The organism is Actinoplanes sp. OR16 (assembly GCF_004001265.1).
Classification (GTDB): Bacteria; Actinomycetota; Actinomycetes; order Mycobacteriales; family Micromonosporaceae; genus Actinoplanes.
Genome location: NZ_AP019371.1, coordinates 2,531,455 through 2,550,784, shown reverse-complemented (window position 1 = coordinate 2,550,784; position 19,330 = coordinate 2,531,455). Strand labels below are relative to the sequence as shown.

Sequence of the window (19,330 nt, the reverse complement as noted above, 5' to 3'; positions counted from 1 at the left end):
GGTCCGACGACCCGAACCTGGCCGAACGGCCGACGACCACCCCCCAAAGGGGTCAGGAAGCGTCCACGAGAGGCAGCTGAGTACGCCCGACGCCGCCACCCGGGATGGCGATCGACGAGAAGTGCGACTGCACCCGGTCGTCGGTCGGGTCCTCCGCGGCGGTCCGGTGCACGGCGAGGTGCTGGTACCAGGTGTCGCGCTGTGCGGGGATCCGGCCGGCCGTGCGGATCATCGAGACCAGGCCCTGCAGATTGGACCGGTGCCGGGCGCCGGCCGAGGAGATCACGTTCTCCTCCAGCATGATCGAGCCCAGGTCGTCCACGCCCATGTGCAGCGAGAGCTGGCCGATGTCCTTGCCGGTGGTGAGCCAGGACGCCTGCAGGTGCGCCACGTTGTCAAAGAACAGCCGGGAGACCGCGACGAAGCGCAGGTACTCCACCGTGGTCGCCTGGGTGCGGCCCTTCAGGTGGTTGTTCTCCGGCTGGTAGGTCCACGGGATGAAGGCTCGGAAGCCACCCACGTCGTGGCTCTGCTCGACGGCGTCGTCCCGGTAGCCGTTGGCCACGGCCAGGTCCTGCACGCCGCGGATCATCTCGATGTGCTGGATGCGCTCCGCGTTCGTCTCGCCGGTGCCCATCATCATCGTGGCGGTCGAGGAGAGACCGTGCCGGTGTGCCACCGCCATCACCTCGAGCCAGCGTGCGCCGCTCTCCTTGAGCGGTGCGATCGCCTTGCGCGGGCGCTCGGGCAGCATCTCGGCGCCGGCGCCGGCGATCGAGTCCAGCCCGGCCGCCTTGATCCGGATGACCGCGTCCTCGATCGAGACGCCGTCGACCTTGGCCATGTGCAGGATCTCGCTCGGGCCGATCGAGTGGATCGCGAGCTGCGGGTACGCCTGCTTCACCGAGGAGAAGAGGTCCTCGTAGTACGCCACGCCGTAGTCCGGGTGGTGGCCGCCCTGGAGCATCACCTGGGTCGCGCCGAGATCGACCGCTTCGCCGCACCGCCGGAGGATCTCCTCGGTCGGGTGCGACCAGCCCTCTTTGTGCTTCGGCGCACGGAAGAACGCGCAGAACTTGCACGCGGTCACGCAGACGTTGGTGTAGTTGATGTTCCGGTCGATCAGGTACGTGACGATGCCGTCCGGGTAACGCCGCCGCCGGACCGCGTCGGCCGCCTCGCCCAGCGCGTGGAAGGGGGCCTGCGTATAGAGAAGCAGCGCCTCCTCGGGCGTGATCCGCCCGCCGTCGGCGCCGCGCTGCAGGATGCTGTCGATCTCCGGGTTCGCGGTCACGCCTCGAAGCGTACGTCTCGGTGGCGTCACTCGTCAGCGGCGAGGGTCACCGGCTGCGGCTCGGCATTCCCGGTGATCATCCGAGCCCGAGTAACCTCGACCCGAGCTTTTCTTGGGGGTGGAAGTGCTCGTCGTTCATGCCGGCTGGGTGCCCGGTCCGGGTGGACCCGGCAGGCTCATGCTCTGGGCCGAGGATCCCGCGCTACCGCTGACATCGGCGTCCCGTTCCCGGGGAGCCCGGCCGCACCCTTTCGCACCATCGATTGATTTCGTACGCGGGGCGCTCGGCGACCCGGTCGCGACCGCCACAGCCGAGACCGTCACCGCTTCCCTGCCCGGGACAGCGCGCGGCCCACTCCCCTCACCGGACACCGGCGTCGAGGCGGCGACCCGTGGGCTGCGCCTCGGCAGCTGGACGATTCCGGTGCTCAGCGTGCCCGCCCGGTCCGCCACCGCGGTGCTCGCCGAGCTCGCCGAGCCCGTTCCGGACGCACCCTGGGTGGCCGGGCCTTCGCTGCGCTACCTCTGCCTGCTCGCCGGTTACGCCTGCGACCTGGCCCGCCGCGGCCGGATGCTGCCCCAGCTGGTGATCGAGGCGGGCCTGCCCGCTGCTCGGTGGCGACCGGTGCTGACCGGCAGCGACGCGATGACCTTCCGCGACTTCACGACCGGGTTGCCGCCGGTCGCCCGGGCTCTCGACGGCGACGGCGGCCACCCGGCCGCCCGAGTCGTGCGGGACGCGCTGGAGGCCCTGATCGACCAGGCGGCCCGCGAGGTCATGCCGGAGCGGATCCTGGCCGGGCCGCGTCCCGGGCCGAAGGCGCCGCTGCCGGACCGCTGGCTCTCCGCGCTCACCACCGACGACCCGGCGCTCCCCGGCGCCCCGGCCGACGATGTCCGCGACCTGCGCAAGGCGCTGGACGACTGGATGCGGGCGGCGAACGCCGCCAACGGCCCGATCCGGGTCAGCTTCCGTCTGATCGAGCCGGATCCCGGGGAAGACCAGTGGAACGTGGAGTTCGCACTTCAGTCCGCCGAGGATCCGAGCCTTTACCTGCCGGCTGCCGCGCTCTGGGAGGGCGATCGGTTCCCCGGCCTGCCGCCCCGGGCCGACGAGACCCTGCTGGCCGGTCTGGGCCGGGCGAACCGGCTCTTCCCGCTGCTGCACATGGCCCTGCTCGAACAACGTCCGGCCGCGATGCCGCTGACCACCGGGGAGGCGTTCGAGTTCCTGGGCCAGGTGGCGCCGCTGCTGCAGGCCGCCGGGTTCGGGGTGCAGCTGCCGTCCTGGGCCGGTCGCAAGGCGGTCGGGCTCAAGCTCACCACCCGGTCCAAGGCCAAGTCCAAGTCGTCCTCCCGCGCGGTCGCCGACTCCGGTTTCGGGCTGGAGCAGCTCGTCGAGTTCCGCATCGACCTGGTGATCGGCGACAGCGAGGTGAGCGCCGACGAGCTGGCCGAGCTGGCCCGGCTCAAGGTGCCGCTGGTCCGGGTCCGCGGGCAGTGGGTCGAGCTTGACGACCGGCAGCTGAAGGCCGCGCTCAAGGCCGTCAACCGGCGCCGCGAAGGCGAGATCACCGTCGGCGAGGTGCTCCAGCAGGTGGTCGACGGCGGTGAGGAGGACCTGCCGCTGGTCGAGGTGGACGCCGACGGGATGCTCGGTGACCTGCTCTCCGGTCAGGCCGCCGACCGGCTCACCCCGTTGCCGACGCCGGCCGGGTTCCACGGCACGCTCCGGCCGTACCAGGAAAGGGGCCTCTCCTGGCTGAACTTCCTCTCCAAGCTCGGGCTGGGCGGGGTGCTCGCCGACGACATGGGGCTCGGCAAGACCGCGCAGACGCTGTCGCTGCTGCTCACCGACCCGGCCGAGAAGACGCTGTTGGTCTGCCCGATGTCGCTGGTCAGCAACTGGCAGAAGGAGGCGGCCCGGTTCGCGCCTTCGCTACGGGTCTACGTGCATCACGGCTCGACCCGGCAGCGCGGAGAGGACTTCGACGCCGCGGTGGCCGGGGCCGATCTGGTGCTGACCACCTACGGCACCACGCTGCGTGATCTTGAGACGTTACGCCGCGTCACCTGGGGACGGGTCGCCTGCGACGAGGCTCAGGCGATCAAGAACCATGGCACCCGGCAGTCCCAGGCGGTCCGGGCGCTGCCGGCACGCACCCGGCTGGCGCTGACCGGCACCCCGGTGGAGAACCACCTGGCCGAGCTCTGGTCGATCATGGACTTCTGCAACCCGGGCCTGCTCGGACCGGCGAAACGGTTCCGCCGCCGCTTCCAGGAGCCGATCGAGTCCCGGCAGGACGCCGACGCCACCGCCGCGCTGAAACGGGCGACCGGCCCGTTCGTGCTGCGGCGCCTCAAGACCGACAAGAGCATCATCTCGGATCTGCCGGAGAAGAACGAGATGAAGGTGTGGTGCTCGCTCACACCGGAGCAGGCCACCCTCTACCAGGCCGTCGTCGAGGACATGATGGCCGAGATCGAGAGCACCGAGGGCATCCAGCGGCGAGGCAACGTGCTGGCCGCGATGACGAAGCTCAAGCAGGTCTGCAATCACCCGGCCCACCTGCTCAAGGACGGTTCCCGGCTGCCCGGCAGGTCCGGCAAGCTGGCCCGGCTCGAAGAGCTGGCCGAGGAGATCGTCGAGGACGGCGACAAGGCCCTGGTCTTCACGCAGTACGCCGAGTGGGGCTCGCTGCTGCAGCCCTACCTCACCGCCCAGCTCGACCGGCCGGTGCTGTGGCTGCACGGCGGCCTCACCAAGGCTCGCCGCGACGCGCTCGTCGAGAAGTTCCAGACCAGCGCCGAGCCGATGATCTTCCTGCTCTCGCTGAAGGCGGCCGGCACCGGCCTCAACCTCACCGCCGCCAACCACGTCGTCCACTTCGACCGGTGGTGGAACCCGGCCGTCGAGGACCAGGCCACCGACCGCGCGTTCCGCATCGGGCAGTCCCGCAACGTGCAGGTCCGCAAGTTCATCTGCACCGGCACGCTGGAGGAGAAGATCGACCAGATGATCGAGCGGAAGAAGGCGCTCGCCTCGTCGGTGGTCGGCACCGGCGAAGAGTGGATCACCGACCTCAGCACCGACCAGCTGCGCGAGCTATTCTCCCTCGACCCGGCGGTGCGCTGATGCCCGATCGCTTCTCCGAGTACGGACGGCCGATCGAGGTGGAGGGCGGTCTCGCCGTCCGCTCGCAGCGCGGCAAGATCGGTGAACAGTGGTGGTCCCGCCGGTTCGTCGACTGGCTCGAAGGTGTCTGCCAGCCGGGGCGGCTCGCGCGCGGCCGGACCTACGCGCGCAAGGGCCAGGTCATGGACTTCGCACTGCGCCCGGGGCACGTGACCGCGCGGGTGCAGGGATCGCGCCCGGCGCCCTATCAGGTCGACATCCGCATCCCGGCGTACGACGAAGGCCAGTGGACCGTCATCACCGAGGCGCTCGGCGATCGAGCGCTCTACCGGGCCGCGCTGCTCGCCGGCGAGATGCCGCACGAGATCGTCGACCTCTTCACCGACCTGGGGATGCCGCTCTTCCCTGCCGAACTCAACATCGCCTGCTCCTGCCCGGACTGGGGCATCCCGTGCAAGCACGGCTCGGCCGCGCTCTACGTGCTCGCCGAGGCGTTCGACGACGACCCGTTCCTGGTCCTCGCCTGGCGCGGCCGGGAACGCGACGTCCTGCTCGACGCGCTGCGCGGCACGTCCTTCGACTCGGCGGCGGAACCCGACTTCTTCGCTGATCTCGCCGCTGACGAGCCGCTGGAGGACCGGCTGGCCGACTTCTACTCCCCCGGGATCAGTCTCGGCCGTCTGCGGGAGCGGCCGGCGCGTGGCGGCACCCCGCCTGAGCTGCTGCTGCGGGCGCTGGATCCGCCGCCGGTGAAGGTGCGGCACATCCCCTTGGTCGACACGCTCCGCGCCGCTTATCGCGATCTCGGAGCCTCCGAGGGGCCGCGCCCATCGTGAACCGATCGTGGGCGAGTCCACGATGGACGCGGCGAATCGTCAGATTACCCGGATCGCTTTCGATCGACGACCACCAATGCAGGAATGAGGCTTCATGAGCGAGATGACCTACCGCCGGCTGGGCGACTCGGGCCTCGTCGTGTCCGTAGTCGGCATCGGCTGCAACAACTTCGGCCGCAAACTCGACGCCGACGGCACCCGCGAAGTGGTCGACGCGGCATTCGACGCCGGAATCACGCTCTTCGACACCGCCGACATCTACGGGACGCCGCACGGCGCCTCCGAGGAACTGCTCGGCCAGGCGCTCGCCGGCCGGCGCGACGAGGTGGTGCTCGCCACCAAGTTCGGCATGAACATGGAAGGCCTGAACGGGCGCGACTTCGGCGCGCGCGGCTCCCGGCGCTACATCACCCGGGCCGTCGAGGCGTCGTTGCGGCGACTCCGGACCGACCACATCGACCTCTACCAGATGCACGAACCCGACCCGGCCACGCCGATCGACGAGACGCTCTCCGCACTCGATGACCTCGTACGAACGGGAAAGGTCCGTTATATCGGGAACTCGAACTTCTCCGGATGGCAGATCGCGGACGCCGACTGGACGGCGCGAACCGGTGGACTCACCCGATTCGTCAGCGCGCAGAACCGGTACAGCCTGCTCACCCGCGGCGCCGAAGCCGAAGTGGTGCCGGCCTGCGAACAGTTCGGCCTCGGGCTGCTCCCGTTCTTCCCGCTCGAATCCGGCCTGCTCAGCGGCAAATACCGCCGCGGCGAACCGGCGGCCGCCGGAACCCGGATGGCCCAGGATCGGTACGCGTCCTGGCTCGCCGACGCCGACTGGGACACGATCGAGGCGCTCACCGCCTTCGGGGCTTCCCGTGACCGCAGCCTGCTCGACGTCGGCATCGCCGGCCTTGCCGCCCAGCCGGCGGTGACCAGCGTGATCGCCGGAGCCACCACTCGCGACCAGGTGCTCGCCAACGCGTCGGCGGCGTCGTGGGAACTGAGCGCCGCCGACCTGATCGCGCTCTCCGCAATCCTGGACTAGACGTCCGCGAACGCCGGCCCGTCCTCGGGCAGGGCCGGCACTTCACCCCGCTGAGCAGCCCGCCGAGCGAACTCCCGCAACCCGGCGATCTGCCGCTGCCCGAGCGAGAAATCAAGCACCCGGAAGTAGTTGGCAAGGGTCGCAGCATCGAACGGCTCCCACCGGGCCCCCGCCTCCGCCACCTCGTCGAGCTCACGAAGGGCCAGGTCACGGGACCGCTGGAACGCCTCGTGCACATCCTTGACCCGTCCCGGATGGGCGGCCGCGAAGTCTTTGCGGACAGCCCAGACAGCGAAGACCATCGGCAGCCCGGTCCATTCCTTCCACGCCTCGGCCAGGTCGATCACCTGCAGGCCGCGGCCGGGTGCCTCGTACATGGCGCGCAGTGCGGGGTCGCCGATCAGCACACCGGCGTCCGCTTCCATGAGCATCTGCGACAGGTCGGGCGGGCAGCGGAAGTATTCGGGTTCGACGCCGTACTTCTCGGCCAGCAGCATCTGGGCGAGCAGCACCCCGGTCCGCGAGGTGGAGCCGAGCGCGACCGGCCGCCCGTTCAGCTCGGTGGGCGGCCTGGTGGAGACGAGGTTGACGGAGAGCACCGGCCCGTCGCTGCCGACCGCGAGATCGGGCAGCAGGAGCAGCTCATCGGCGTGCCGCAGGTATTCGACAAGCGTGATCGGCCCGATGTCCAGATCGCCGGCGACGAGGGCGGCGCTGAGCCGCTCAGGCGTGTCCTTGGACAGGTCGACGTCGAGCAGCGCGCCCGAGCGCATCAGGCCCCAGTAGATCGGGAGGCAGTTGAGGAACTGGATGTGCCCGACCCGGGGCCGACGTGCGCTGTCGCTCATGCTGCGACGTTATCCCGGATCTCGGGACGGCCCGCGTCCGCCGGGGTGGTGGGTGGCTCAGATCGCATCAGTGGTAGGCAGGCGAGCGCTGCCAGCAGCCCGGCCGCGCCGGCCCCGGCGACCAGGATGCGGGGCTCGAAATTCTCGGCGAGCGGCCCGGCCACCAGCAGCCCGGTCAGCCCGGCGCCTTGGATGGCAGCGGTGAAGGCGGCGAAGGCCCGGCCGTGCGAGGCGGCCGGCACCCGGCTCGCGATGATCACGGTGGTGCAGACGTTGAGGCCGCCGTTGGTGATGCCGCCGGCGATCCAGAGCGGGATGAGCCAGCCGGCCGCGCCGACCGCGGAACCGGCCAGCACCGCGACGCAGGAGAAGGCGAGCAGGGACAGGACCAGCGGCATGGTGAGCCGGTGCGGCCGCAGGCGCCCGAAGGTCAGGCTGCCGATCACCATCCCGACGGTCCAGGACGCCATCACGAATCCGTAGACCGTCGTCGACGCACCGAGCGTCTCGCGGATGAAGAACACTTCGAAGACGTTTATCGCGCTGACTCCCCCGACGACGGCGGCGACCGCGACGGTCATGACGGTCAGGATGCGGTCGTCGCGCAGCCGGAACGGCCCGCTTTCCACCGTTTCAACTGCGGAGACCCCTCTTCTGGTACGCACGAACAGCCCGATTCCGACCAGCCCCAGATAGCTGGCGGCGCTCAGCAGCAACGGCAGTCGGGGGCCGGCCTGCCCGACGAGGATCCCGGCGAGGGCGGGCGCGATCAGCATCCCGGCCTGCCCGGCGGTCTGCACGACGCCACTCGCCCGCGGCAGATCGGCCTCCCGCACCATCCTCGGCACGAGCGCCGCGAGCGTCGGCTGGGTGACGGCGAGACCGCAGCCGAGCAGCGCCACCAACGCGATGATCAGCACCGGCTGGGCGACGAAGGCGAGGACCGCGCAGACCAGGGCCTGGATCAAACCCACGAGGACCAGGAGGGTACGGCTGTCCGCCCGGTCCACCAGCCGTCCCGTCAGCGGCGCCAGAACCGTGACCGGCAGGGTCGCCGCCACGAGCAGACCGGAGACGGCGAATCCCCCATGTCCCGACTGCTGGAGCACCAACGCGAGCGTGGTCGCCGCGAGCAGATCACCACACACCGAGATCGCCCGGCCGGCCGCCGCCAGGTAGACATCCGCCCAGCGCGAATCCGCAGATGTGAAAGACATACTTCGAAAGTATTCCTTCACAACTGCCGAGGCAAGCCCTCTCCGCTACGCCATCGGGAAAGCCGCGTACTGAACGACCACCCGCCGGGCGCCCCCGGGCGCTTCCGCCTGCCGTTCCCGGATGCGATAGGGCTCCATCAGCGCCCGGACCTTCTGATTCAGCTCGGTGAGCTCCTCCGCCGTGACGATCAGCTGCTGACCCATGAGCGAGCTGGCATCCCGCCACTCCTGCGGATCATCGGTCTGCCGTTCCGCCCACTCACGAACCCGTTCCTTGTCCCGGGCCAGGTACAGGTCGATCAGCGCCTTCTCCGCCGCCACCGATTCCGGCATCTCGGAATCACTGTCGATCCACAGACTGGATCCGGTGCTGCGCCACCGCCGCTCCCGGCCGTCCCCCTGGCTGGGCGCCTGCTCAACGAGCCCATATTTAGCGAGTTCCCGCAGGTGATAGCTGGTGGCACTCGGCGACAGCCCGACCAGCCCGGCACACTCGGTAGCCGTCATGGCCGCCCCGGTAGCCGTCAAGTGATCGACGATCTCAATCCGGGCCGGATGCGCGAGCGCCCGCAAGGTCCGGGCATCACTGATCCGCACTCTCTCCTGCTCCAGCTCCGCCATCCCCCCATTCTCACCAGCGCCTCAGACATCCCCGGAAGCAGGATCGAGCAGCCGCGACCGGCCGTCGCTAATTCGGTGGACAGACGGCTGTCGAGGCGTAGCGTGGAGGGCCGCTTGACGGCCGTGGTGAGCAGGCACCGCAGCGGACGTCCCCGCGCCGCCGGCGGCCTACCCGTCCGGGCGGATACGCGAGCGGCACCGCCATTCAAGCTGACGGGGATGATCTGTGCCCACTGATCTGGATTCCGAGCTAGCCGCCGAACGCTCTCATCTCGCCGAGTCCCGGGCCGCGCTGCGCCGGATGCGGGACCGGGCCGAGTCGCTGTTCTCCACCGGTGACAAGGTGGCCGGCGACGCTTACACCGCTGAGCAGCTGGGACGGCACATGGCCCGGCGGGTGAAGGAACTGGCCGACGACCCGGAGACGCCGCTCTTCTTCGGCCGGCTGGACATCGACGAGTCGCCGTACCACGTGGGGCGGAGGCATGTCACCGACGACGCCGGTGAGCCGATGGTGCTCGACTGGCGGGCGCCGCTGTCGCGGAGTTTCTACCGGGCCAGCGTGCGCGATCCGCAGGGTGTCGCGACGCGCCGGCGGTTCGGGTTCGTCAAGGGTGAGCTGACCAGCTTCGAGGACGAGCACCTGGACCGCGGCGAGGAGCTCGGCACGAGCAGCCGCATCCTGACCGCGGAGATCGAGCGGCCGCGTGTCGGGCCGATGCGGGACATCGTCGCGACGATCCAGCCGGAGCAGGACGAGCTGGTCCGCGCCGATCTCGGTGACTCGATCTGTGTGCAGGGCGCGCCCGGGACCGGCAAGACCGCGGTGGGGCTGCATCGAGCGGCGTTCCTGCTCTATCTGCACCGGGAACGACTGCGGCGGTCCGGGGTGCTGATCGTCGGTCCCAACACGGCTTTCCTGTCGTACATCTCCGCGGTCCTGCCCACCTTGGGCGAGGTGGAGGTGCAGCAGTCCACTCTGGAGGAGATGGTCGGCCGGGTGCCGGTCAGGGCGGTCGATTCGCCGGCGGCGGCGTTGCTGAAACACGATGTGCGGCTTGCCGAGGTGCTGCGGACGGCGTTGTGGTCCCGCGTCGTGAAGCCGACCGACCCGATCATGGTGTCGGACGGCTCCTACCGGTGGCGGATCGACACCGAGCCGCTGCGCCGGATCGTCGACGAGGCCCGCCGCGAGGGTCTGCCCTACTCGGTGGGCCGGGAGCGCGTGCGCGCCCGGGTCGTCGGCCTGTTGCAGCGCCAGTCGGAGTACCGCACCGGCAACTCGCCGAACGAGTCCTGGCTGCGCAAGATGTCCAAGATCGCCCCGGTCGCCGAGTTCCTCGAGTCGACGTGGCCGGCCGTCACCCCGGAGTCGCTGGTGGCGGGCCTGCTGACCGACCCGTCGGTGGCCGGCGACCTGCTCACCGCGGAGGAGCAGGAGGCGATCCGCTGGGTGAAGCCGCCGAAGACGGTGAAGTCGGCGAAGTTCACGACCGGTGACCTGCTGCTGATCGACGAGGCGGCCGGGCTGCTCGAACGGGAGAACAGTTTCGGTCACGTGGTCGTCGACGAAGCCCAGGATCTGTCGCCCATGCAGGCCCGTGCGATAGCCCGGCGCAGCGAGCACGGCTCGATCACTCTGCTCGGCGATCTGGCCCAGGGCACAGCGCCGTGGGCCACCACCGACTGGCACGACATCCTGCGTCATCTCGGTAAGCCGGAGGCGTCGGTGGTGCCGCTGACAGTGGGCTTCCGCGTACCGGAAGCGGTGGTCTTGCTGGCCAATCGCCTGCTGCCGGCGCTCGGGGTGAACGTCCCGGAGGCGGTCTCGCTGCGCCGCGACGGCAACCTCGACGTGATCGCCGTGCCCGAGCCGGACGAGCTCGATGCGCGCACCCTGGCCGAGGTCACCGCGGCTCTGAGCCATGAGGGATCAGTCGCGGTCATCGCCGCCGACAGCGCTGTCGATCGGCTCCGCGATCATCTGACCGCTGCCGGGGTCGAGCACGCGCCCGCCGACGACGTCGACTCCGCGGCACGCGTCCGGGTCGTGCCGGCGACGCTGGTCAAGGGCCTGGAGTACGACCACGTCATCGTCCACGAGCCGGCCGACATCGTGGCCGCCGAGCCGAAGGGCCTGAACCGCCTCTACGTGGTACTCACCCGGGCCGTCACGAGGCTCTCCGTTCTGCACGCCCAACCGCTTCCCGAGGCACTTACGATCAACTGATGTCTCGTATCGGAGTGATGTTCGACCGCGACCGTGCCCCCGAGGAACTGCCGGCGTTCGCCGTGGCGATGGAGGAAGCCGGCATCGACGACCTGTGGGTGGTCGAGGACCTCGGCTGGGCCGGTTCGATCGCGTCGGCAGCCGTCGCCCTCGCCGCCACCTCCCGGATCCGCGTCGGCATCGGCATCGCTCCGGCGCCGCTGCGCAACCCGGCGCTGCTCGCGATGGAGCTGGCGATGCTGGCCCGGGTCCATCCCGGCCGGGTGGTCGGCGGGCTCGGCCACGGTGTGCCGGAGTGGATGCGGCAGGTCGGCGCCGAGCGGAAGGCGAAGCTCGCCCTGCTGGAGGAGAGCATCGTCGCGGTCCGCGGGCTGCTGAACGGCGAGACGGTGACCCTGCACGGCCGTGAGGTGCACATCGACGGCGTGAAGCTCGTGCATCCGCCGGCGGTCGTGCCGCCGATCGTCGCCGGCGTGGTGCAGCAGCGGTCGCTGGAGCTCTCCGGGCGGGTGGCGGACGGGACGATCATCCCGGAGGGCCGGGGTCCGAAGGAGCTGGCCGAGGCGCTGGAGCACGTGCGCCGAGGGGGTGCTTCGCCCGATCACGACGCGATCCTCTTCGCGCTCCTGCACGTCAGCGATGATCCGGCGGAGGCGGAGAAGGAGACAGGCGATCTGGTACGCATCCAGGCATCGTGGCTGGGGGTCGACCCGGCGGACGTGTTCTCCCTGATCGGCCCGGCGTCGGAGTTCCCCGCCAAGGTCGAGGCGGCCACCGAGGCCGGCATGACGTCGCTGGTCCTGCGTCCCCTCGGTCCTGACCCGGTCGGGCAGGTGACCGCCACTCTCGCCGCGCTCGGGCGCTGAGCGGTCGTCCCCTGATCGGGGAAACCCGCTCGCTTTCGCCGGACCGGCCGGGCGACGATCCCTTCGTGGACGTCGTGACTCAATGGATCCGCACCACTTGGACGAAACGGTCGCGCGGCGGTCCAGCCGCCGCGCGGCGCAACTCAGCGCCGATCACCTTCCCGGTCCCTGATAGCGGTGTACCGCTGCTGCACGAGATCGAGATGTCGGAGAAGGACGACTTCAACCCCATCTCTTCGGTACGGCGTGAGCTGCCGGACCCTGATCGGGTAGCGATCCACGAGGCCGGCCGTTTCCTCAGCATCGAACTGCGCCCCGAACCCGGCACGGCACCGGTTCGCTGGACACGGGGTTCGATGGTGCTGCTCAAACCCGGTCAATGGCTACGCTGGCAGATCAACTACTGGATCTCGCACGACTGCTATCGCCTCGACACTCTTAATCTGGCGTACCGTCCGGGCGCCGCCGCGGCAGCCTTCGCCGGCGCTCCGGCCCGATTCCTGGACGAACGGACGCAGCTCAGGTGAGCGGCTTGACCCAGCGTGACCACTCCGGCTGCCGACGATATCCGTGAGCTGCCCAGATCCCGTGCGCCGTAGCGTTCTCGTCGAGCACCATGGCGTCGGCCCGAGTACCCCCGAACGCCCGGAACCGCTCCTCGGCCGCCGCGATCAAACGACCGCCGATGCCTTCCCGGCGACGCGAAGGTGCGACCGCCAGCCGGTAGAGGTGGCAGCGCCACCCGTCCCACCCCGCGATGATCGTCCCGACGATCTCCTCGCCGTCGACCGCCACGATCAGCGCTTCCGGATCCCGTCCGACGAGCGCCTCGATCGCCTCCACCGTGTCCACGGGCCGGTTGTCGTTCTCGGCTGCCGCCGACCAGAACGCCAGGACCTGCGACAACTCATCAGAACCCACGGCTCGCAAGATCACACGCGGAAGCCTAGTACGCGACAGTTTCATACGAGCCCTGGCATGTAAATGCGACGATGCGACCTATGACCGCTCCGTCGCCTGGCGTGCCGTCCTGGGTGGATCTGGCCACCGCCGACCTCGGGGACGCGACCCGCTTCTACACCGCGATGTTCGGCTGGACCGCCGAGGTGTCCGGCGACGAGTTCGGTGGCTACACGACGTTCCTGCTGAACGGCCTGCCGGTGGCCGGCGCGGGTCCGCTCTTCGGTGAGGGCCAGCCGACGGCCTGGAGCACGTACTTCGCGGCCGACGACGCCGACGCGGTGGCGGCCCGGGTCGAGGCGGCCGGCGGGAAGGTGCTGGTCGCGCCGTTCGACGTGGTGGATCAGGGGCGGATGGCCGCGTGCCTGGACCCGGCCGGCGCGCCGTTCAGCATCTGGGAGGCAGGGACCATGCGCGGCGCCGAGGTCTTCAACGTGCCGGGCGCGCTCACCTGGAACGAGCTGAACACCCGGGACCACGACGGGGCGAAGGCGTTCTACGGGATGGTCTTCGGCTGGGGCTACCGGGACGGCCTGGTCGGTTCCTCGCCCTACGTGATCTGCGAGAACGCGCATCAGCCGGTGGCCGGCATTCAGCTGATGGCCGGTAACGGCTGGCCGGACGACCTGCTGCCGCACTGGCTGGTCTACTTCGCGGTGGGCGACTGCGACGCGGCGGCCGAGCACGCGTACCGGCTGGGCGCCCGCGTCGTGCACCCGCCCACGACGATCGCGGTCGGCCGGGTCGCGCTGCTGGAGGATCCGCAGGGCGGCCGGTTCGCGATCCTCGCGTCCTGACCGTTCCCGGTCAGCCCAGCAACTGCGGGATCTTCTCGTACAACTGGGTGGTGAATGTCAGCATCTCGCGAAGCATCCAGTTGCCGGTGAGCAGGAGCACCACCCCGATGGCGATGGCCTTCGGCACGAAGGAGAGCGTCGCCTCCTGGATCTGGGTCACCGACTGGAAGAGGGAGATCACGAAGCCGACGCCGAGCGCGGTCAGCAGCACCGGAGCCGCCAGCTTCGCCGAGATGGTCATCGCCTGGAGGGCCAGTTCCAGCACCATCGTGTCCGTCATAACGGACTCATCGGTAGGTTGAGTGATTTTTGAGTGCCGTTCGGTTGCGATCTGGTTGCCACCACCAGCGGGCCGTGCTCGCCCTGGATGACCCGGACCCGCACGCGGTAGTGCTCGGCCAGGTTCTCCTCGGTCAGCACGTCGGCGGGGGTTCCGGCCGCCACCACGCGACCGCCGGCCAGCAGGATCATGCGGTCCGCGTACTCGCCGGCCGTCGACAGATCGTGCATCGTGGCCAGCACGGTGAGCCCCCGCTCGCTCCGCAGCCGATCCACCAGCTCCAGCACCTCCTGCTGGTGGCCGATGTCGAGCGCGCTGGTCGGCTCGTCCAGCAGCAGGATCCCGGCGCCCTGGGCGAGCGCGCGTGCCAGGAAGACCCGCTGCTTCTCGCCACCGGAGAGGGTGTCGAGGCGGCGCCCGGCGAACGGCTCCAGATCGAGCGCGGCCAGCACCTCGTCGACCACTGCCAGGTCCGATGCCGATTCACGACCCAGGGGCGGGATGTACGGCGTACGCCCCAGCAGCACGTAGTCGAACACCCCCATGGCGGGCGGGACGACCGGCGACTGCACGACGGTCGCGATCGCCTTGGCCCGGTCCCGCCGGTTCATGCTGGTGATGGCCCGCCCCTGCCAGCGGATCTCTCCTTCGTGCGGCAGCAGCCCGCCGATCGCCCGCAGCGCTGTCGACTTGCCGGCGCCGTTCGGCCCGATGATCGTGACCCACTCGCCGGATCGCACGGTGAGGTCGATGCCGTCGACGATCAGATTGCCGTCGAGTCGTACCGTGAGACCCTCGACCTCGATATCGGATATCTCGGTCATGTAGGCATCACCTTGCTCGTCCTCATCACCAGGACGAAGAAGGGCGCGCCCAGGAACGCGGTCACGACCCCGATCGGGATCTCCGCGTCGCCCGCGACGGTCCGGGCCAGCAGATCGGTCAGGGTCAGGAACGCCGCGCCGAAGAGGATCGAGAGCGGCAGCAGCGAGCGGTAACTCGGCCCGGTCAGCAGCCGGATCGTGTGCGGCACGATGATCCCGACGAAGCCGATGATCCCGGAGACCGAGACCGCCGCGGCGGTGCCCAGCGAGGCCGCGATGATCAGCAGATAGCGGCTGCGCTGCGGGTGCAGGCCCAGGCTCGCCGCCTCCGCGTCGCCGACGGTCAGGACGTCGAGCTCGCGCCGCTGCGTCAGGACGATCGCCGCGGTCACGAGGACATAGGGCAGGATCATCTGTACGTCGTGCCAGCCCGCTGTGGACAGCCGGCCGAGCAGCCACGAATAGACCTCTTGCAGCGATTCGACGTGCCGCTGCAGCAGGAACGTCTGCGCCGCCGAGAGGAACGCCGACACCGCCACTCCCGCCAGGATCAGCGCGGTCGGCGATCGGTCCCGGCTCCCGGCCCCGCCCAGCAGCCAGGTGAGCGCGACGGCCAGCACCGCTCCGGCGAAGGCAGCCATCGGCACGGTCACCGGCAACTCGGTGGTGCTGGTCGCGCTCAGCACGATGACGGCCGTGACGCCGAGGCCCGCACCGGCCGCCACACCGAGCAGGTGCGGGTCGGCCAGCGGGTTGCGGAAAGCGCCCTGGTACGCGGCGCCGGCCAGCGCCAGCATCGCGCCGACCAGCAGGCCCAGCACGACGCGGGGCAGCCGGAGCTGAGTCAGGATCGCGATCTCTCGTTCGGAGAGGCCGCTGTCCAGTCGTACGCCCGGAATGAGATTGAGCATCTCCACCGCGACCCCGCCCGGAGGCAGGCTGGCCGAGCCGAAGGCTAGGCCGGCCAGAACCGCCACCAGCACCGCGAGCACGCCCGCGGCGAGCCAGGCCGGGCGCAGACCAGCGCGATGTGCCCGCTGCGCCTTCTGGGCGACCGCCTTCTCGGGGGCTGCTTTCTCCGGGACTGCCTTCTCCGGGGCTGCCTTCTCCGGGGCTGCCTTCTCCGGGACTGCTTTCTTCGGCGCAGCTTTCTTCGGGGCCGCGGCTTCGGTCACGCGGGGATCTTGTTCAGGGCGTCGGCGACGGCCTGGACCAGGTCGACGGTCCTCGGGCCCCACCGGGACGCGATGTCGTCGTCGAGCGCGTAGATCTGGCCCTTCTCCACGGCCGTCACCGCCGACCAGCCCTTACGCGCCTTCACCGTCTCCGCGGACTGCTGGCAGCACTTGCTGTCGGCCAGGAAGACCATGTCCGGATTCGCCTGGACCACCGCCTCCTGGGACAGCTGCGGATAGCCGCCGAAGGCACCGCTCGCATCGGCCGGGTCCGCCACGTTCGTCATGCCGAACCGGGTGAAGACCGAGCCGACGAAGGTCTTCGAAGTGGCCGAGTAGAGATCCGGGCCGAGCTCGTAGAAGTAGCTCAGCGGCGTGGTCCGCGCCGGCACACTCCCGACGATCTCGTCGATCTTCGCGGCCATGTCGGCACTGACCTTCTCCGCCTCGGCGCGGTGGCCGGTGAGCGTGCCCAGTTCGCCGATCTGCTCGTACGTGTCGTCCAGGGTGGCGGCGGCCGGCGCCACGAACGTCGGGATCGCCAGCTTCCCGAGCTGGGCCACGATGTTCTCGGTGTCGTTCGAGAGCACCACGAGATCCGGGTCCTTCGCGGCGATCGCCTCGGCGTTCGGCTTGAACCCCGAAAGGTCGGACTTCGGCGCCTCGGCCGGGTAGTTCGACTGGTCGTCCACCGCCGTCACCTGCCCGCCCGCCCCGATCGCGAACAGCATCTCGGTGGCGGTCGGGCTCAGGCTGACGATCTTCTCGGGCCGGGCTTCGAGCGTGACGCTGCCGACCGTGACCGGGTAGTTCGCGGCGGCGCTGGACGCCTGCGCCGCCGGCTCGTCGTTCTCCTGACCACCGCAACCCGCGAGAACCAGGGCCGTCGCGGCTATCGCGGTGGTGAGCAGACGTCGTCGTTGCATTTCGTGAACCTCCTGTCGGCCGGGCTGTGGTGCTTCGCCGACAGGGGCATCTCGGCCGCCGCCTGCGAGGCGCCCCTCCCCGAGAGCGCTGAGTCGCGACCGGCGTTCAGGCGACCTGGCTAGACCTCCACTGCTGCATGCTGGAGGGATCACAGTTGCGGGACAGCGCCGGTTTCGCACCGGCTTCGCTGAGGCGCGGTCCTTGAAACGCTAACTCACCCACAGCAAAGACCCGCCGCCGGTGGGCGATATCAGCGGCGATGCCCTGCTTTGCTAGGAGCGCGCCCCACTCATCGCGGTGAGCGGATCCCGCTGATCGCGGTGAGCGCGTCCCACTCATCGCGGTGAGCGGATCCCGCTGATCGCGGTGAGCGCGTCCCACTCATCGCGGTGAGCGGATCCCGCTGATCGCGGTGAGCGCGCCCCACTCATCGCGGTGAGCGCGCCCCCGCTCTTTGCTAGGAGCGCGTCTCGCTGGCTCGCTTGATGGCCGCTTCCTCGCTCGCGACGCCCTCGAGGGTCGCCTGCTCGCCGACGACCCTCTCGCTCGTCACCCAGTCGCCGGCGTCCCGACCACCGGCCGCCAGACCATCGGCCGCCCGATCATCGGCGAGCCGGTCGTGTGCCCCATCGGCTGCGGCGACGCGGTCGCCCACGGCCGCTGCCTCCTCGTCGCCGGCGAGGGCCGAACGCAGGCGGTCCTTCTCCGCGGTCCGCTTCGCGGCGATCGACCCGAGCTGCTCGGCCATCTCGTCGCGCCACTTGCGCAGCAGCAGGAACGAGAGCGCGGCCGACGCGACGAACGCGACCATCGCCTTGACCAGGATGTTCAGCGGAACGGGCAGCAACACGACGAAGGAACCCACGAACAGGCCGAGCCGGCCGAGCGTGTATTTGACGGCGGGACTCATCTCTTCACTCCCTCAGCTCTCCTCAGCTCGACCGGTGGTCGAGCCAGCGGAGGCCGTAGAACCAGACCAGGCAGTACACGACCGTACCGGTGGCCGCTCCGACCGTCCCGCTCACCAGGGCCGGCGCCACCCCGGAGACCAGACCGGCCAGCGTCATCCCTAGCGCGACACCGAATCCACCGCCGAGCGCGGCCACCACGACCCGATGCGCGCCGAAGCCCTCGGCACGGAACTCCTCGACGAAGAGCCAGACCGGCAGGATCAGGACGAGCCAGCCGTTCGACGATCCGAACTCCCCGAGCCCGGCCAGCGCCATGATCGCCTCGAAGATCAGCAGCACGACGAGCCCGACCGCGAGCCCGGCGAACGCCGCACCCAGCAGGTCACTGACCGTCGCCAGACGCCCGTCAGCGTCCCGCCGCAGCCCACGCCCACTCTTCTGCTGCGTCATCGCCCCACCAGCGCCCTCGGCCCGGCCACGGCGGCGTCCTCCGCCCCGGCCACGGCTGCGGCTCCTCTCACGACTGCCGCGCTCGGCTCGGCTGCGGCTCCTCGCACGGTCATGGCTGTCAGGCCCAGACCCGCTGCGGCTCGCTGCGGCGCTCGGCGAAGGGGACGGCCTCGGCGTGCTCCTCGACGATCGCGAAGTCGGCGTCGCGCTCGATCGGCCGGAAACCGGCATCCCAGATCAGGTGGAGCAGATCGTCCTTTTCCTCAGGATCCGCAACACCGAGGTCGTCGGCGCCGAAATTGAGCGACAGCTGCGCGACCGACTGACCGACCGAGGCGCCGCGGCTCTGCAGGTGCGGCACGTTGTCCAGCAGGAGGCGGGCGACGGCGAACGCCTGCAGCGTCTGGGCCGGCATCACCGACTCGTGCGGCTGTGGGACGACGGCCACGACGCCACCGGTCCGGTCCTGTCGCTCACGCAGGGCGAGCACGTCGTCGACGAAACGGTGCGGCTCGCCGGGGTCGCCGTAGGAGACGGGCTGGCCCTCGTCGCCGTGCTCACCGCCGACCCGGAACAACACGCGCTCACCGTGCAGCTCGGAACGCCTGTGATGCGCCAGCCGCCCGAGCCAGGCGAGGTCGTCCGACTCCAGAAGCGCGATGCCCTCCGCACGGGTCAGCCGCTCGCCGGCGTAGACCTTCGCCTCGAGCTCCCGTTTCAGCCCCGAGTCCATGGACCACCCCTTTCCGTCACCTCGTGGTCGAGGGTACGTGCCGGGTCCGACAGAAGGCATCCGACGTGCGCGGCGGTTACCTCCGGCACCCGCGGTGATCTTGAAGCCATCTGGAAGCCGAAATTTTCTCAGCGTGTTTTCATCTTCTTTCGATCGACACCGGTCCGCGGCCTGGGG

The 19,330-nt window shown here is 70.1% G+C and carries 19 protein-coding genes and 1 riboswitch; of the genes, 7 read left to right on the top strand and 12 right to left on the bottom strand.

Annotated features, from left to right (window positions below):
• Nucleotides 1-52: 52 nt before the first annotated feature.
• A complete protein-coding gene (gene mqnC, locus EP757_RS11800; RefSeq protein ID WP_127544930.1) occupies nucleotides 53-1,294 on the bottom strand; it encodes a cyclic dehypoxanthinyl futalosine synthase in 1,242 nt (413 codons plus the stop codon).
• A 124-nt stretch (nucleotides 1,295-1,418) separates the two neighbouring features.
• On the opposite strand from mqnC, the gene EP757_RS11795 reads away from it, so the two are divergent.
• The 3 genes from EP757_RS11795 (at nucleotide 1,419) to EP757_RS11785 (ending at nucleotide 6,314) form a co-directional block, all read left to right on the top strand.
• Nucleotides 1,419-4,430, top strand: a complete 3,012-nt coding sequence (locus EP757_RS11795; RefSeq protein ID WP_127544927.1) for a DEAD/DEAH box helicase — start codon at nucleotides 1,419-1,421, stop codon at nucleotides 4,428-4,430.
• The gene (locus EP757_RS11790) at nucleotides 4,430-5,266 is read left to right on the top strand and encodes an SWIM zinc finger family protein (protein ID WP_127544924.1); all 837 of its coding nucleotides are present in this window, start codon (nucleotides 4,430-4,432) and stop codon (nucleotides 5,264-5,266) included. Before EP757_RS11795 ends, EP757_RS11790 begins: the two co-directional genes overlap by 1 nt.
• 103 nt (nucleotides 5,267-5,369) lie before the next feature.
• Nucleotides 5,370-6,314, top strand: a complete 945-nt coding sequence (locus tag EP757_RS11785; protein WP_127554204.1) for an aldo/keto reductase — start codon at nucleotides 5,370-5,372, stop codon at nucleotides 6,312-6,314.
• On the opposite strand, the gene EP757_RS11780 is transcribed toward EP757_RS11785, so the two are convergent.
• The 3 genes from EP757_RS11780 to EP757_RS11770 are packed head-to-tail and all read right to left on the bottom strand — an operon-like array spanning nucleotide 6,311 to nucleotide 9,000.
• Nucleotides 6,311-7,162 (bottom strand): menaquinone biosynthetic enzyme MqnA/MqnD family protein, encoded by an 852-nt coding sequence (locus EP757_RS11780; RefSeq protein WP_127544921.1) that lies wholly within the window; start codon nucleotides 7,160-7,162, stop codon nucleotides 6,311-6,313. The two genes, EP757_RS11785 and EP757_RS11780, sit on opposite strands and share 4 nt — an antisense overlap.
• Complete coding sequence (locus EP757_RS11775) at nucleotides 7,159-8,379, bottom strand: MFS transporter (RefSeq protein ID WP_127544918.1); 1,221 nt, start codon at nucleotides 8,377-8,379, stop codon at nucleotides 7,159-7,161. The genes EP757_RS11780 and EP757_RS11775 overlap by 4 nt, the downstream gene beginning before the upstream one ends.
• 45 nt (nucleotides 8,380-8,424) lie before the next feature.
• Nucleotides 8,425-9,000, bottom strand: a complete 576-nt coding sequence (locus tag EP757_RS11770) for a helix-turn-helix transcriptional regulator (protein WP_127544915.1) — start codon at nucleotides 8,998-9,000, stop codon at nucleotides 8,425-8,427.
• 226 nt (nucleotides 9,001-9,226) lie between these two features.
• Between EP757_RS11770 and EP757_RS11765 the strand changes: the two genes are divergently transcribed.
• The 3 genes from EP757_RS11765 (at nucleotide 9,227) to EP757_RS11755 (ending at nucleotide 12,623) form a co-directional block, all read left to right on the top strand.
• A complete protein-coding gene (locus EP757_RS11765) occupies nucleotides 9,227-11,230 on the top strand; it encodes an AAA family ATPase (protein ID WP_127544913.1) in 2,004 nt (667 codons plus the stop codon).
• Nucleotides 11,230-12,096 (top strand): LLM class flavin-dependent oxidoreductase, encoded by an 867-nt coding sequence (locus EP757_RS11760; protein WP_127544910.1) that lies wholly within the window; start codon nucleotides 11,230-11,232, stop codon nucleotides 12,094-12,096. The genes EP757_RS11765 and EP757_RS11760 overlap by 1 nt, the downstream gene beginning before the upstream one ends.
• Before the next feature lie 65 nt (nucleotides 12,097-12,161).
• Nucleotides 12,162-12,623, top strand: a complete 462-nt coding sequence (locus EP757_RS11755; RefSeq protein WP_127544907.1) for a hypothetical protein — start codon at nucleotides 12,162-12,164, stop codon at nucleotides 12,621-12,623.
• On the opposite strand, the gene EP757_RS11750 is transcribed toward EP757_RS11755, so the two are convergent.
• Nucleotides 12,616-13,017: a GNAT family N-acetyltransferase gene (locus tag EP757_RS11750; protein ID WP_232050466.1), complete on the bottom strand. Its 402-nt coding sequence runs from the start codon at nucleotides 13,015-13,017 to the stop codon at nucleotides 12,616-12,618. The genes EP757_RS11755 and EP757_RS11750 overlap by 8 nt on opposite strands.
• 80 nt (nucleotides 13,018-13,097) lie before the next feature.
• Here EP757_RS11750 and EP757_RS11745 point away from each other — a divergent pair, with 80 nt between their 5' ends.
• On the top strand, nucleotides 13,098-13,853 hold the full coding sequence (locus EP757_RS11745) for a VOC family protein (protein ID WP_174262378.1): 756 nt from the start codon (nucleotides 13,098-13,100) through the stop codon (nucleotides 13,851-13,853).
• A gap of 10 nt (nucleotides 13,854-13,863) precedes the next feature.
• Here the strand turns inward: EP757_RS11745 and fliQ are convergent, their stop codons facing one another.
• The 7 genes from fliQ to EP757_RS11705 form a co-directional block, all read right to left on the bottom strand.
• The gene (fliQ, locus tag EP757_RS11740) at nucleotides 13,864-14,133 is read right to left on the bottom strand and encodes a flagellar biosynthesis protein FliQ (RefSeq protein WP_127544899.1); all 270 of its coding nucleotides are present in this window, start codon (nucleotides 14,131-14,133) and stop codon (nucleotides 13,864-13,866) included.
• Nucleotides 14,130-14,957 carry an ABC transporter ATP-binding protein gene (locus EP757_RS11735; protein WP_127544897.1) on the bottom strand — a complete coding sequence of 276 codons (828 nt, stop codon included), beginning with the start codon at nucleotides 14,955-14,957 and terminating at the stop codon, nucleotides 14,130-14,132. Before EP757_RS11735 ends, fliQ begins: the two co-directional genes overlap by 4 nt.
• The gene (locus EP757_RS11730; RefSeq protein WP_127554203.1) at nucleotides 14,954-15,976 is read right to left on the bottom strand and encodes an iron ABC transporter permease; all 1,023 of its coding nucleotides are present in this window, start codon (nucleotides 15,974-15,976) and stop codon (nucleotides 14,954-14,956) included. Before EP757_RS11730 ends, EP757_RS11735 begins: the two co-directional genes overlap by 4 nt.
• Nucleotides 15,977-16,128: 152 nt before the next feature.
• Nucleotides 16,129-17,058 carry an ABC transporter substrate-binding protein gene (locus EP757_RS11720; protein WP_127544895.1) on the bottom strand — a complete coding sequence of 310 codons (930 nt, stop codon included), beginning with the start codon at nucleotides 17,056-17,058 and terminating at the stop codon, nucleotides 16,129-16,131.
• A gap of 104 nt (nucleotides 17,059-17,162) precedes the next feature.
• Nucleotides 17,163-17,291, bottom strand: a riboswitch (cobalamin riboswitch).
• Between the two features lie 225 nt (nucleotides 17,292-17,516).
• Nucleotides 17,517-17,969 carry a DUF4229 domain-containing protein gene (locus EP757_RS43825; protein ID WP_127544892.1) on the bottom strand — a complete coding sequence of 151 codons (453 nt, stop codon included), beginning with the start codon at nucleotides 17,967-17,969 and terminating at the stop codon, nucleotides 17,517-17,519.
• A gap of 22 nt (nucleotides 17,970-17,991) precedes the next feature.
• Complete coding sequence (locus tag EP757_RS11710; RefSeq protein ID WP_127544889.1) at nucleotides 17,992-18,420, bottom strand: hypothetical protein; 429 nt, start codon at nucleotides 18,418-18,420, stop codon at nucleotides 17,992-17,994.
• Nucleotides 18,421-18,538: 118 nt separating this feature from the next.
• On the bottom strand, nucleotides 18,539-19,153 hold the full coding sequence (locus EP757_RS11705) for a hypothetical protein (RefSeq protein WP_127544876.1): 615 nt from the start codon (nucleotides 19,151-19,153) through the stop codon (nucleotides 18,539-18,541).
• Nucleotides 19,154-19,330: the final 177 nt, after the last annotated feature.